Raw genomic sequence first — 13,844 nt, forward strand, 5'->3', positions numbered from 1 at the left:
ATTTCAGGAATAAGTATAGTGATGGAGATTGATTTTTTTGTAAGAAATAAAAGCTGTATCTTGCTGAAATAATTTAGTGTTATAATGGTCACTGCAAATTTTTATTTAATAAATAGTTCTTTAATGTGCTTAGTGTGCACGTTGTTGTATTTGCATGACGATACTTTCTTAAAAAGCTCAAAAGAGTTTATTTCTTTTGCCCTGTCACAACTCTAGGCAGGGAGAATCTTTTCCGATTTAATTTTACTTATTTAATCTTCATTTTTATTCAGGATAGGATATCGCTGAATGACTCGATTTTGCATTACATTTAGCGAAGAGTTGTGTCATGTTTGAGATAAAATGAAGCAAACAAGAAAGTCATGTCACAAAATATTATAGTAACAACAGGAACATACGATTTAATTAAAGACCATATCAGAAGAAAAAAAGTGACCATTCAGGAAGAAGAGTTGCTATTGAATCAATTAAAAAATGCTTCTCAAGTATTGCGAAAAAACTTGCCTGAAGATATTGTTTCGATAAACCGCAGAGTTACTTATAAAGACCACACAAAAAACGAAGAAAAAACAATTCTTCTAGTTGGACCAGAAAATGTGAAAGTAAGCAAAAACAAAATTTCAATTCTTTCAGACGAAGGCATTGCAATGGTGGGATGCAAAGAAGGCGATATTATCGAATGGCCTGCTAAAAAAGGCAATTTAAAGTTAGAAATTTTGAAGGTAGAGGAGGTGTAATTTCTTTTCTGTTTTAGATTTAAAACATCCCAAAAAGAAGATTTCTTTGCGGGATGTTTTTTATTATAATCCTCTTGTTAATATAAAAACAAGCAATAAAATCATAAGGAATATAAGAAGTACATTAAGATTTTTCTCTTTTTTCTTTGTTTCAACATAATATTTAAACAAGAAAGGAATATTATATTTCTGAGAGATAGTTTTTAGAATTTCGTTTGCAAATTCATACGATTTGGTCTGACTGCTTAATTTTGTCTCTTCTTCAATGACACAAAATCTAAAAAACTCAATCGGCATTGTTTCGTTTTTCTTCAAATAAAATATAACTGCTTCTTGAGTTAAGAAACCTTTATGGCTTACGTCGGCAATCTCAAATTGAAATTCAGCAATTTCTTCTGGAACGAGAATAATTTTTTGAAACTGTAATTTTTCATTCAAAAATATTTCCCAACGAATAGTTTTATTGGCGAGATAGAGATATTCGCATTCAATTTTATCAGAAGTTATTTCAATCTGGCAGTTTTTGTGCGATAAAGTCATTTTTATAATTTTTAGCTTTCTGCGGAGAAATTTCTCTTATTTTTTTGCTTAGTTCTTGATAAGAAAAATGTTGCATAGTAGCTCGCTACTCAACTTCTACATACTCAGATTTTCCTTTTTCATTTCCGTTGTTGAGCCATTCCCAATTTAGCGACAATTTTATTTTTCCGTTTTCTGTTAGCGAAATTTGTGCTATTGCTTTTCCTGCTTTCAGTTCATTATCTGTTGTTAAGCATTGATAGAGCATATTTAATTTATCGTCTTTCAAATCGGCAATAATTTTTCCGTATTTAATGGTTCCTCCAAAATAATCGGCTGTTACTAGATTATCGTCTTGTTTGTAATTAAAAACAGTTTCTGTATTCACTTGTCCGCTTTCTGAATTCTGAATAAGTGCAAATCGTTTATTGTTGAAGTTGAATTTTGACATTGTGGTTTTGGGTTTAGCTGTGTTTTTTTACTATTCTATATCGTATTTTCTCAAATTCTTCTTTCAACTCATGTGCTTCGTAAATTTTAACGATTTCAAGTTTTCCTTGTTTTACCAAAATATCGAAGTCAGCGCTTTCAAGATTATTGGCCGAAAAATTTATAGATTTATCACCGACCATGATAAACCAAGGTGTCCACATTACGCCCCACATTTCCCAAGAATATTCAAATTCATCACTGTTGAGTGCCGCGCATTGTTTTTCTAATTCTGACCAAAGTAGATTTATTCTCTCAGTCAGTTCGCTTTCTGTAAAAGTTCTTTTGTAATCTATCATTTCTACTATTTTAAGTTCATGATTTGTATTGTGTTTCAGTGTCCTAGTTTTTTCTGAATCAATGAAAATAGTAATCCAACCGTCAAAACAATGATAAAGATAAGCCATCCATAACCTTGGAAGTTTTTTATATTTTTAGTTCCTGTATGTAATTTAAAATAGGACTTCGTGACGTTTTTTAGATTTTGTGCCAGTATTTCGTAATTCGTGACTTCAAGTGAAGTAATGGTCAATTTCTTTAACTCAAAAAATTCGATCTTAATTTGTCGCCCATTGTACACTTCAATTGTTTTAAAATCATGTGAAGATTTTACATTGTAATCGCTTTCTGTAACCTTTTTTATATCGTCTAGTGAGATTTTTTTAGCTTTAAAAAGTAAAGGATATTCAATTGATAAAAAATCATCTGTTAGTTCTACTTTTTTCGAGCTTAATAACATATAAAAAGACGCTATTGCGAAAAGGCAAAAGAGTAAAATTATAACCCACATTGCTCTATAATCTGCTTTCTGATAAGATTCGACTTCAGGATTATATACCAAATAAGCCATGGATAAAAAAAATAGCATTCCAAATATGCTGAATCCAATTTGAAGTAAACTTGGATTTGCAATTATTTTGTTGTCATTATTCATGTTTAAGTGGGGCGTCTGATTTTATCAAAGCTACATAATTTATTGCAGCTTTTGTATTTGATGATTTGGATTGTGTCTTATTGTTGCGGGCACGGATTGCAAATCCGCGCTATCTGGTCTTTTCTTAGAACGATCAAAAAGCTGTTTTTCCCTTGCTAAAGCTAGCGTTTAGCTCTTGAACATAAAGTAAGGCTGTCGGTAATTAATATTTTTTCCACTCAAAGCTTTTAAAACCACTTTCTGAAGTCCATTTTTTCCAAACTGCTTGAAGGATTTCATTATCTCTTTGTCCTTTAGGATATTTATAAGTTTGTAGTTTATCATCTTTATCACGCTCGTGTGTTTCAAATATATGGAGATTAATATGGTGATTTTTATTATTTTTCTCAGAGGGAAGACCTAATGAACTTTTCGCTTCAAGTGCTTTTGATACATCTATATTGTTGGTTTTAGAAAACTGTCTTACTTTGTCAATTTCAGAGTTACTAAAATAAAATTGATTATTTCTATTTCTATTGTTATATTCTAAATAGCCATCTGTGAAGATGTATATATGATTATCGTACTTTATAAAAGTTGTATCTATACCATTGATAAAAGTTGTATCACTTTTAATAATATTTTCATTTTCGATTTTTTCAATTAAAATACTTATGAGATCTAATCCTTGATTTCTAGTATTTGAATAAGCGCTTTCTACCTTGTTCTTAAAAATGTTTATTTGCTGCGCTAATCCATTATTTCTGTATTTTCCTGTTGAATTTATGAAACTCTGTTTTTCACTTAAGTTCTTATATTTTTCTAAATCAATTGAAGTGATTGTTTTTTGAGAAAAAGGAGAAAAAGAAATAGACGATCGATCTCCAATTTTTTTACCAGGTTTGACACATTCAGTTTTAAAAAAATTAACGATTTTATTTATTTCATCGATGTCTTTTGGAGGCTTATTGTTTAAACGACTTGACATATCTGAAATAATAATGATGTTTTGGTATGTAAGATTTTTATTTTGAGGTTCGGGATTGCAAGAGACAAACAGAAATATTGCTGAGCAAAATGTCACTAAAATTTTCATTTGTTTGTTAATTTTAAATTGTTGATTCTTCTATTTCTTTTACTCGGCTTGAAACTTCATCTGTTGCATAATACTTTGGCAAATGCTCCACAAATCCTGATTTGTAAGCTGAAACAACACTATCTAGAATTACATCAGTGAAAATTTTACCGCTTATTATTTTGGCATTAAATTCATCGAATATTGTTTTAATTTGTTTTTGTAGTTCCGAGTATTTATTATCTATTTGATTCTCATTGCCATTAATTTCAATTTCTAGATTTAGAATTTTAGAATTGTTATCACTTATTAAGTCTTCTTTTTCTTTAATTCTATTAGTAAGAGACTCTTTTTCTACATTTAAATCCAACATTTCTTCATCTAAAATCTGAATGTTTTTATTTTTTTCGGCATCAACCATTTCTTTTTTTGATTTTTTATATGCATTTATTATATAATCAATTAAAAAATGAGTAAGAATTAATGGAAACATACCAAATGTAAAAATTAGATAAAATTCGCCTTGTTTAACAACTTCCCATATTTGCATTGTAGATTGCTTTCCAACTAGTAAGCATTTTATTTCGTCAGTATTTATTGCAACCATTGTAGAAACTAAGATATCAAATATTAATAGACCAACTAAGAACATGGTATTATTTAAAAATTTATTTTCGCTTCCAAGGATTTTTAAATTGGATAATAAAACTGGAATGAGGAAGAAAAGCGAAGCTATAAAACCAAATAATACACCTTGCTGTTTAAATATTTTTATGATGGCATTTGCATCAACAAGTTGTGGAATTCCGGGGTTCATACCTGATTCTAAAGAAGTACGTATTATATTACCTTCAAAAAATACTTTATAAATTGCTGAAGCGAAGAAAACGGATAGATAAAAAATGAAAGTTCCTAGAGCAAGTAATATCAAAATAGTTCCGATAGTCCAAAACTTTTTTATGACAAAAGATTGTTCTAGACTTCTTCTTTCAATTTTGTTTTTCTCTATTTCTTTATTAATTTGAAGTAATCCTTTTTCAGCAGTATTTTGGTTGCCAGATTCAAGAATGGATTTCTCTTCCTTTAATTCGGATATTCGATCTTTGATCTGTCTCTTTTCTAATTCATTATTTCTTTTTTCAGTTGTTAATTTATCCTGTCTTTCTGCTTCTAGATTTGTTTTTGTACTCTCGTATGCATTAGAAATATTAGATGTTAATATATTCTTTTTACTGCTCAATCCTTCATCTGTTGCATAGGTTTTGATTTCTTCTTTTATATTATTGTACTCAACTCTGAAAATATCAATGCTACCTTGATTCTCTTTAGAATGTTCGTAACCTTTCTTTCTGTATTCTTCGGTATTAATTTGTGCAGAAGAATAGACAAGATTATTTAATTGTTGTGAAAATGTATCAATAATGTTTACAGGTTGTGTCGTTTGATTTTGTTGAGAGGGAGGAGTAGAAGTATTATTTACACCTATATTATGATCTATATTATATCTTAGGCGTTCAAATTCTGTTAAGAATTGGGAATATATTCTAGTGTCATCTGAAACTTGAATATTTTCGACATTGTTATTGCTTGCATTTATTGAATAATTGTATGATCCATTAATTGAAATTTTATTGTCTATAAGACAAAACTTGTGATGCATTATCCCTCGAACATCACCTGTTTCAAAGGCATGAACTTTAATACCAGCTCCTTTTAGCATTAATTTTACAGTTTCATTTTGAGCATTTGAAGAAAGAATAATATCAATCGTTATATTTCTATTTTTTGCTTCAATGATTGCCATTGCAATATCTCTGTCTGTAAACCACGCCATTGCAACATATATAACTTGGTTTGCATTGTTTATTTCAGAAATAATTCGTTGCTTAATTTCCGTTCCGTTTGTAATTAGATCGTTCATAGGATTATTATTGATTTGTTTTTGGTAAACTTCAATTTTTCTTCTTAATGTTTTTTACAGATTTACTTTTGAACATACGAAGAATTGTGTTTTCAAAACTAACTTCTTTCATATCAATCGTTTTACGGAAATCCGTAATTCATATATTATAAAAGAATGATATAGCCCTGATAGAAGCGGCATCCTTTTTAGGCAAACCCAAACTTCTTAATTAAAACCGAAGACTTTCTGCCTAAAAAGATAGTAGTCCCGATAGCTATCGGGACAGGAAACAGCTCCTAAAAACAATCCTAATCCCACTAAATTTTCCCTTCAAAAACCACAAAAAAACAACACTAGAATTTTCCACAAAAATTTTGTAATTTTGCAGTCCAAATAAAGGAAAAAGAAAATGTTAGATAGACTTCAATATGTAAAGCAGCGATTTGATGAGATTTCGGATTTGATTATTCAGCCGGATGTTATTTCTGATCAAAAGCGTTATAAGCAGCTGAACCAAGAATATAAAAGTATTAAGGCTTTGGTTGAAAAGAGAGAAGAATACATTATAGTTTTGGCAAATATCGATGAGGCTAACGAAATTATTGCTGATGGTAGTGATGCCGAAATGGTAGAAATGGCCAAAATGCAGTTGGATGAAGCTAAAGACCGTTTGCCAGAATTGGAAGACGAGATCAAATTTATGTTGATTCCGAAAGATCCTGAAGATGCTAAAAACGTTATGGTGGAGATTCGCGCGGGTACGGGTGGAGACGAAGCGAGTATTTTTGCAGGTGACTTGTTTAGAATGTATACTAAATATTGCGAAAGCATGGGGTGGAGAACCTCTGTTGTAGATATGAACGAAGGTACTTCGGGTGGTTTCAAAGAGGTTATTTTTGAAGTTACTGGAGAAGACGTTTACGGAACTTTGAAGTTTGAAGCGGGTGTTCACCGTGTTCAGCGTGTTCCTCAGACAGAAACTCAAGGTCGTGTGCATACATCGGCTGCTACGGTTATGGTTTTGCCAGAAGCTGAGGAGTTTGATGTTCAGGTAGATATGAACGATGTTCGTGTAGATTTCTTCTGTTCGTCTGGTCCTGGAGGTCAGTCGGTAAATACCACGAAATCGGCTGTACGTTTAACGCACATTCCAACAGGATTGGTGGCGCAATGTCAGGATGAGAAATCGCAACACAAGAATAAAGATAAAGCCTTGATGGTATTACGTTCTCGTTTGTACGAAATGGAATTGGCCAAAAAGCAGGAGGAAGATGCTAAAAAACGTAGTTCTCAAGTAAGTTCTGGAGACCGTTCGGCAAAAATCCGTACGTACAACTACGCTCAAGGTCGTGTAACCGATCATAGAGTTGGTTTGACACTTTACGATCTAGGAAACATCATGAATGGTGATATTCAGAAAATCGTTGCCGAGCTTCAGTTGGTAAACAATATGGAGAAATTGAAAGAAGCTTCGGAGGTTTACTAAATTTCTGAGGTTCAAAGGGACAAAGCAACAAAGGTTCAGAGGTTTCTCTCTAAACGTATAAATAAAAAAGGCCGAACTTGTGTTCGGCTTTTTTTATGGAAAAACCTTAGCGCCCCAGAACCTTACTCCTTAGCCTAAGTAATTTTCTAATGAAAATTTAATGTTGAGAATTTTGATAAAAAGCATTCTAACTTAAGATAAATACTATAGCATAATCTTGCGAAGTAAGATTTGTAATACCAGTTTGTAAAACTTAGTGACTTAGAACCTTAGCCTCTTAGAACCTCAAAAAAATCCTATTTTTTTGCTGACTTTTTTATCTCATATTTGCCCCACCAACCAATCAATTAACTTTAATCTATGAAGAGAACTTTACTATTATTTTGCTTCTTTGGAAGCTTTTTTTATGCGCGATCGCAATCGTATTTCGGATTTAGGGATGATAATTTTGCTGGAATTCAGTCGGCATTGTTTAATCCGTCTAATATTGTGGATTCGAAATACAAATATGATATTACGTTTGCCTCTGCAAGCGGTACGGGTCAAAATGATTTGTACGGAGTCAATTTTATGAATGTTTTAGATGGCGGTTACGATCTGAGTACCGATGCAAGTAAAAACTTCAAATCGAACAATAGGGGAAATTTTAATATAGACATTATGGGGCCTTCTGTAATGTTGAATATTACGCCTATTCACAGTGTGGCGCTTTTTACGCGTGTGCGAAGTGTTACCAATCTAGTTGGAATAAACGGACAGCTGATTGATGAGGCCAATAAAGAGGTCAATGTTTCGGATAGTTTTTTTATTAATGGCGGAAATCCGAATGCGGTTTCGAATTCTTGGGCTGAGATAGGAGCGAGCTATGCTACAGTTTTATTCGATCGTGATGATCATTTTGTGAAAGGTGGAATCACTTTAAAATACTTGATGGCAGGCGTAAACGGCTATATCAACGGAAATGATGTAAGCGTAGCTTTCAACAAAAACGATGTCAACCCTTTGCTGAGCGAATATTATTCGACTGGAACGATAAAAACGGCTGCAAGTTATGATTACGCTAACGGAAACGATCCTAAGTTTGATGCGGCATCGGCTGGAGTAGGAGTAGATCTAGGTTTTACGTATGAATATCGCACAAACTGCCATACTTGCGAAGGAAACCGTTATAAGTTTAAAGCTGCGGCTTCTATTACGGATATTGGAAAACTGAACTACAAAAATAGTGTTGAGAATACATACGACATAACAGGAAGAGTAACACAGCAAGATATCGAGGATGCAGATGATATTTTTGAGTTTTTTGATGCGAATTATACTAAAATAGCATCTAAAAAAGGAGCAAAAGCGAATCTTCCCACAGCTCTACACACCAATTTTGACTGGAACATCAATCAAAGATTTTATTTGAATTTAAGCGGTGATTTCAGTTTGGTCGATGCTAAAAAAATAAATGGAACAGCCGTTGCCAATTCCGTAACGTTTACGCCAAGATACGAAACCAGACAATTTAGCTTTTATGTTCCTGTTACATATATGGAATACAGCGGCACTCAAGTTGGCGCAGGTTTTAGAGCTGGTCCGTTATTTATCGGTTCTGGAACGTTGGTATCTAATTTGTTTTCAAACAATTCTAAAGGCTGTAATATTTATGCAGGTCTAAAGTTGCCGATTTATCAGGATTATCGATAGGAGGGACAAAGTAAGTGACAGAGTTTCAAAGTAACAAAGTAACAAAGATACAAAGTAACAAAGTGGCAAAGCTTATGCAGCTGCATTACTTTGTTACTTTGTATCTTTGAAACTTTAAAAAAAAAAAAACAGCTTCCCCAAAAGTTGGTTTTGCTTTTTTGTAAAAATATATAGTGAAGGTCTTCACTTCATCAACCGTTTCCCCAAAAACGTATGATGAAGTTAGACACCTAGAAATACTCTTGTATATTCTAAACATTTATATAGATTCGAGTAAACGTATACACCATTTTTTATCATTATTTCGCTAAACTTTTCCATAATAATTAAATTAAGTTTGACAAATTACTCTCTTGATGATTCATATTGTAATGGATCTTCTTCGTTTTCTTCAGAAGATTCATGATGAGGTTTCGAAACCAGATTTGTTACGATAAGCTGAACGATTGAGCCCATAATACCTTTAAACATCGAGTCACCTTTTCCGACAATAAATCTTTTGGCAAGATATCCAATTCCGATACTGATGGCAGATTGTGCAATATGGCTTTTAAAACCAACTGTTTCGTTGATTTCTTCCACTGTGTTTCGAATCAGGTTAATCGGTTTCAGGTTTTCCTTAATGTCATCGATATGATCTTTTATGGCACACCATTCTGCATCCTGGCGAACTTCTAATTCCTCAATTTTTCGATTTAACTGATCAATATTGTAAATAGCCTCCATAGTCTTTTTATGTTTATTAATGAATTAAATCTAGTTTTTTGTTTCTTTTAGAATACTTGAAATAATAGTATTGCCGATTGGCGTTTTAATCAATTTATGATGTGATTTTACTACCACAATCACTACAATAAGATAAAATAGTGCCATGATAAAAAAGCCATAGTAATACTCTCCAAGTTCTTTTCCAATCCATAAGCTAATTCCAATATTGAGGAACAAAGTAAAAAATGCAACAACAATACCAATCGCTATCTTTGACGCCAATGATGCAGCACCATCGGCAACTGAACACACCGTTTTTAGTTTTAATAATTCTAAACTTGTTTTAGCATAGTTTTCAGCTTTTTCATAAAGATTTAAGTCCTCGTTTGTTGTTGCATTTGGTTCCATGATATAGGGTTTTATGGTTTGAAAATTTCACTAATTAATACTGACGATTAATAGTTTGATTTTACTGTTTTAACATCGTCTTTCAGCGTATTGTAATCTTCTTTAACTTGGTTAAGTTTAGATTTTCCTTCTTCGATAATTTCTTTACCGTTTGAAGTGATTGTGTTTACAATACCATCAAATTTTGTTTTAAGATTATCGCTGTAATCTTTTGATTTATCTTTGATTTTTTTTCTTGTGTTTGACCCTTTGTCTGGTGCAAATAAAACACCTATGAATGCTCCCGCCGCTGCGGCTCCTAAAATTCCTAAAATTGTGCTACTAGTTTTCATAATAAATTAATTTTAAAATGGATTAATATTTAATAATTTGTTGATTTAATAAAGTGATTTTATACTTCTCGACCTTTAATTAGTCGAAGCAATACTGCAACAATGGCAATTACCAATAAAATATGGATAATGCTTCCGAAACTGTAAACAAAGAACCCAAGAGCCCAAAGTATTACCAGAATCACTGCGATTGTATATAATAAGTTTGACATGGTTTTTATTTTAATGGTTAATAATCAATTTCTCGTTAGTTTAACTTATACGAAAGGTATAAAGTCAAGTTGCTATTTTTTGCGTCTGGCACTGTGTATGTTGTACCAGCAACAGTTCTTTCTTTACCCACAGTGGTTAAACCGTAGTTGTAACGTAAACCTACACTGATTGGGTTAAAATCTACTCCAATACCTGCAGCAATACCTGCATCAAATCGTGCTAAATCGTCTGCATCGATATCTTCGTCAAAATCAAAGGTTCCGTTTCCAGTTACTTTAGAACTTACTAAGTAAGATGCGTAACCACCGGCATGAATATTAAAATTCTTTGTTACGTTTACTCTCACTAATAAAGGAACTTCAATATAGTTTAGTTTAAATTTTGTGCTTCCGCTTGCAAAAGCATTGCTATATTCTAATTCTGCTCCTTTTGTAGTGAACAAAATCTCTGGCTGAATGGCTACCATGTCTGAAACTGGAAGTGTAGCATAAACCCCGGCATTAAATCCGTACAAAATATTGTTGTCATCTACATCTTCTCCTGTACCATAAAGGTTAGACATATTGAATCCTCCTTTTACCCCGAATTCGGTAGTTACATTAGTGTCTTGAGCGTGCAGCATTCCAAATGATGCTGATAAAAAAAGTGTTAAGGCGCATAAAAAATTGGCTTGTAATTTCATAGTAAAAAATTTAGTTAATAGATAGATAATAGGCGTTTATTTATTTTGTTTTTTTATTCGTTCAGTCTCTCTTAAGAGCTTGTATTGTTCGGGCAAAAATCTAAGAACGAGTTCGAGAATTTGTTTGTCATTTGTTTCTCTAGAAATAGTCTCAAGTAACTCAATCTGATCGCATATAGCCTCTGTCATTGCATCTAGATAAATGGTGTTAAAATCGTTACTGCTGGCATCGATGAGGTTGTACAGGTCTCGCTTGTGCGTAGCATTTATTTCAGTAATGACAATGAGCTTTGATGTGGCCATTTTGGTTATTTCTTCCAGCAATTGGCTTTCTTGAACTTCTATTCTTTTTCCTAATTCCTGAACAATAACATCTGAACTTTTTTGTTGTGCAATTTGACTTTTAGAAATAATAGTTTTGCTAATGTTCGCCGTTGAAATAAAAAAGAAGACTTCTGTTTCTTCTCTGTCATTTTTTGCAAAAGCTTGGTTTTTAAAAGTATTTTCAATCGGATTAATTTTTCTGCATGACGTCATGCAAACAACTAATATCAATAAGAAAAAGACTTTAAAATAAGTAGCCTTTAAAAAGGGAATTGCTTTCATTATTACTTCTTGAAGTATTACATTACAAAGATGCTAACGAATGAAAGATTTTCCTTTACAGCATAAAAATGAATCGTTATATAATTCCCATAACGATAGAATTTATAAGGTTTATCTTTTTAAAATCAATGGTTTGTGAGGTTTTGGCGTAGCGCAAAAAAAAAAGAAATTATAGTTTTTTCTATAATTTCTTTTTCTATTCTTGTTATAATGTCGTGATTTTTTTTCTTACAAAAAAAGGAAGGAACAATCTCCTTTACGATTTTTTAAATTTTCAAAGTAAAATGAAATTTTAATCGGGTAGAAAAACGGTAAAAACGGAGCCTTTGCCTAAGGTGCTGTCGGCTGTGATGTAGCCTTTGTGGTTTTCAACAATCTTCTTGCAAATTGCCAATCCGATTCCGGTTCCAGGATAATCTGTTTTGGAATGCAGTCGTTGGAAAAGAATAAAAATGGTTTCTTTAAACTGCGGGTCGAAACCCATTCCGTTATCAGTAAAAGTAATTTTATGAAATTTCTTTACCGACTGTTCCAAAATTTGTGGATACTCGCTCGCATTTACTTTTTCGCTCGTAATAGAAATTTCAGGTTCCAGATCCGGCTGACTGTATTTTAAAGAATTTCCAATTAAATTAATAAACAGTTGTTCGATCTGATACGGAATGACAGACAGTTTCGGAAGTTTAGAGGTCTTAATGACTGCTTTCTTTTCTTCGATCATTTCAGCCAATTCAGATTCTGCATTGCCTAAAAGTTCACTCAGGTTTACTTTAATAAATTCTTTTTTGGTTGTATTTGTTCTTGAAAACAGCAGAAGGTCGTCAATTAAAACACGCATCCTTTTTGCTGAACTTTCAATTTTAGTGATGTAATTTTTACCGCTTTCAGACATAACCTCTTTATCGGCGTCAGAAACTCTAGAAATAAAAGTCTGTATTTTTCTAAGTGGTTCTTGCAAATCGTGACTTGCCACGTGGTTAAAAGAAGCCAGCTCTTTATTGCTTTTTTCCAATTCTTTATTTCGTTCCTGCAATTCGATATTAAGCAGATGTTCGTCGGTAATGTCAAAATTAATTCCGAGCAAGATTTTGCTGCCTTGCTGGTCGGTTACTAATTTTCCTGTTGTTTTAAAATAGCGGACTTCAAAATCAGGACGTACAATTTTATAGTACACAAACGGAAGGTCTTTTTTATAAATAATTCCATCGATGGCCTTGGCAACAGCTTCTTTGTCATCTGGATGAACATATTTTATAAGTGTTGCTTTGTTGGGAGCAAAAGATTTTGGCTCAAGACCTAAAAGACGAAATTGATTGTCTGAAAAATCTATTTTATCCGAATCTAAGTCCCATTGCCAAGTGCTAAATTTCCCGATATTTTCCGATTCAGAAATTAAGCCGCTGGAGATTAAAAGCTTTTTATTGAACACTTTCAAACGTTCGAAATCTCGACTTATTTGTCTGTACGATAGTAAGATAAAACTCAAAGCAACCAAAAATAACGAAATAGAAAAAAGTGGACTTAATGAGATTTCGGCATCGTAGATTTTAAGTCTCTTTTTGAGATATGTCTTTTCGATATCGTTCATTTCATCAACCTTAAAACGGATGTTCTCCATTAAGATTCTGCCGCCAAACATATGGTTGTCTAATTTTCTTTTGTCGTATGTTTTGGGATCGCTATATTTTAAGCAATTTTCAAAAGAAACAAAACGTTGCGTGATGAGTTTAAAAAGTTTCTGAAGATTTTCCTGTTGCGGTTTATTATCGGCTGTTAGTTTTTTTAAGGTAATAAAAGAAGTGTTAACCTTATCGCGAGAATAAATATAAGGAGTTAAAAAACGGGCATTGCGAGTGATAATATATCCTCGCTGGCCCGTTTCTGCATCTTTAATAGCTGACATTAATCGTTCGAGCTGGATGTTGATTTCGTATGTGTGCATAACCAGTTTGCTCGATTCATTCAAGTCCTGATTATGTTTGTAAGCAATTGAAGAAAGAAATAACAGAATGAAAACTGCGATTACAAAAATAACTCTCAAAGAGTTTGAAGAATTAAAATTTGGTATCCATTTCATTGGT

General features: G+C 32.5%; 16 protein-coding genes. 3 read left to right on the forward strand and 13 right to left on the reverse strand.

The window, feature by feature from the left end; all coding sequences use genetic code 11:
* Nucleotides 1-362 precede the first annotated feature (362 nt).
* Nucleotides 363-737 carry a GreA/GreB family elongation factor gene (locus ABTV69_RS12000; RefSeq protein WP_433829042.1) on the forward strand — a complete coding sequence of 125 codons (375 nt, stop codon included), beginning with the start codon at nucleotides 363-365 and terminating at the stop codon, nucleotides 735-737.
* Nucleotides 738-800: 63 nt separating this feature from the next.
* On the opposite strand, the gene ABTV69_RS12005 is transcribed toward ABTV69_RS12000, so the two are convergent.
* From ABTV69_RS12005 to ABTV69_RS12030, 6 genes are all read right to left on the reverse strand, one after another.
* Nucleotides 801-1,277, reverse strand: coding sequence for a hypothetical protein (locus tag ABTV69_RS12005; protein WP_433829044.1), 477 nt, complete (start codon nucleotides 1,275-1,277; stop codon nucleotides 801-803).
* 85 nt (nucleotides 1,278-1,362) lie between these two features.
* Nucleotides 1,363-1,707 carry a hypothetical protein gene (locus ABTV69_RS12010; protein ID WP_433829045.1) on the reverse strand — a complete coding sequence of 115 codons (345 nt, stop codon included), beginning with the start codon at nucleotides 1,705-1,707 and terminating at the stop codon, nucleotides 1,363-1,365.
* A gap of 13 nt (nucleotides 1,708-1,720) precedes the next feature.
* On the reverse strand, nucleotides 1,721-2,044 hold the full coding sequence (locus tag ABTV69_RS12015; RefSeq protein WP_433829047.1) for a hypothetical protein: 324 nt from the start codon (nucleotides 2,042-2,044) through the stop codon (nucleotides 1,721-1,723).
* A gap of 35 nt (nucleotides 2,045-2,079) precedes the next feature.
* Nucleotides 2,080-2,679 (reverse strand): hypothetical protein, encoded by a 600-nt coding sequence (locus tag ABTV69_RS12020; protein ID WP_433829049.1) that lies wholly within the window; start codon nucleotides 2,677-2,679, stop codon nucleotides 2,080-2,082.
* A gap of 202 nt (nucleotides 2,680-2,881) precedes the next feature.
* On the reverse strand, nucleotides 2,882-3,754 hold the full coding sequence (locus ABTV69_RS12025; RefSeq protein WP_433829051.1) for a hypothetical protein: 873 nt from the start codon (nucleotides 3,752-3,754) through the stop codon (nucleotides 2,882-2,884).
* A gap of 13 nt (nucleotides 3,755-3,767) precedes the next feature.
* Nucleotides 3,768-5,654, reverse strand: coding sequence for a phospholipase D-like domain-containing protein (locus ABTV69_RS12030; protein ID WP_433829053.1), 1,887 nt, complete (start codon nucleotides 5,652-5,654; stop codon nucleotides 3,768-3,770).
* Nucleotides 5,655-6,045: 391 nt separating this feature from the next.
* Here ABTV69_RS12030 and prfA point away from each other — a divergent pair, with 391 nt between their 5' ends.
* Together prfA and ABTV69_RS12040 are read left to right on the forward strand one after the other, a co-directional pair.
* Nucleotides 6,046-7,122 (forward strand): peptide chain release factor 1, encoded by a 1,077-nt coding sequence (prfA, locus tag ABTV69_RS12035; protein WP_125719152.1) that lies wholly within the window; start codon nucleotides 6,046-6,048, stop codon nucleotides 7,120-7,122.
* Between the two features lie 360 nt (nucleotides 7,123-7,482).
* Nucleotides 7,483-8,814, forward strand: a complete 1,332-nt coding sequence (locus ABTV69_RS12040) for a DUF5723 family protein (RefSeq protein WP_433829055.1) — start codon at nucleotides 7,483-7,485, stop codon at nucleotides 8,812-8,814.
* Nucleotides 8,815-9,159: 345 nt separating this feature from the next.
* Here the strand turns inward: ABTV69_RS12040 and ABTV69_RS12045 are convergent, their stop codons facing one another.
* From ABTV69_RS12045 to ABTV69_RS12075, 7 genes are all read right to left on the reverse strand, one after another.
* Nucleotides 9,160-9,540: a hypothetical protein gene (locus ABTV69_RS12045; RefSeq protein WP_433829057.1), complete on the reverse strand. Its 381-nt coding sequence runs from the start codon at nucleotides 9,538-9,540 to the stop codon at nucleotides 9,160-9,162.
* A gap of 30 nt (nucleotides 9,541-9,570) precedes the next feature.
* Complete coding sequence (locus ABTV69_RS12050; protein WP_433829059.1) at nucleotides 9,571-9,930, reverse strand: hypothetical protein; 360 nt, start codon at nucleotides 9,928-9,930, stop codon at nucleotides 9,571-9,573.
* A gap of 47 nt (nucleotides 9,931-9,977) precedes the next feature.
* The gene (locus ABTV69_RS12055; protein ID WP_263525164.1) at nucleotides 9,978-10,262 is read right to left on the reverse strand and encodes a YtxH domain-containing protein; all 285 of its coding nucleotides are present in this window, start codon (nucleotides 10,260-10,262) and stop codon (nucleotides 9,978-9,980) included.
* A gap of 59 nt (nucleotides 10,263-10,321) precedes the next feature.
* A complete protein-coding gene (locus ABTV69_RS12060; protein ID WP_290970650.1) occupies nucleotides 10,322-10,474 on the reverse strand; it encodes a lmo0937 family membrane protein in 153 nt (50 codons plus the stop codon).
* 35 nt (nucleotides 10,475-10,509) lie between these two features.
* Nucleotides 10,510-11,157: a porin family protein gene (locus ABTV69_RS12065; protein WP_433829061.1), complete on the reverse strand. Its 648-nt coding sequence runs from the start codon at nucleotides 11,155-11,157 to the stop codon at nucleotides 10,510-10,512.
* Nucleotides 11,158-11,193: 36 nt separating this feature from the next.
* Entirely contained in the window at nucleotides 11,194-11,763 is a 570-nt protein-coding gene (locus ABTV69_RS12070; protein WP_433829063.1) for a DUF4142 domain-containing protein, read from the reverse strand.
* Between the two features lie 292 nt (nucleotides 11,764-12,055).
* Nucleotides 12,056-13,840, reverse strand: coding sequence for a CHASE3 domain-containing protein (locus ABTV69_RS12075; protein ID WP_433829065.1), 1,785 nt, complete (start codon nucleotides 13,838-13,840; stop codon nucleotides 12,056-12,058).
* Nucleotides 13,841-13,844: the final 4 nt, after the last annotated feature.

The sequence above is a fragment of the Flavobacterium anhuiense genome (assembly GCF_050990855.1).
GTDB classification, from domain to species: Bacteria; Bacteroidota; Bacteroidia; order Flavobacteriales; family Flavobacteriaceae; genus Flavobacterium; species Flavobacterium anhuiense_C.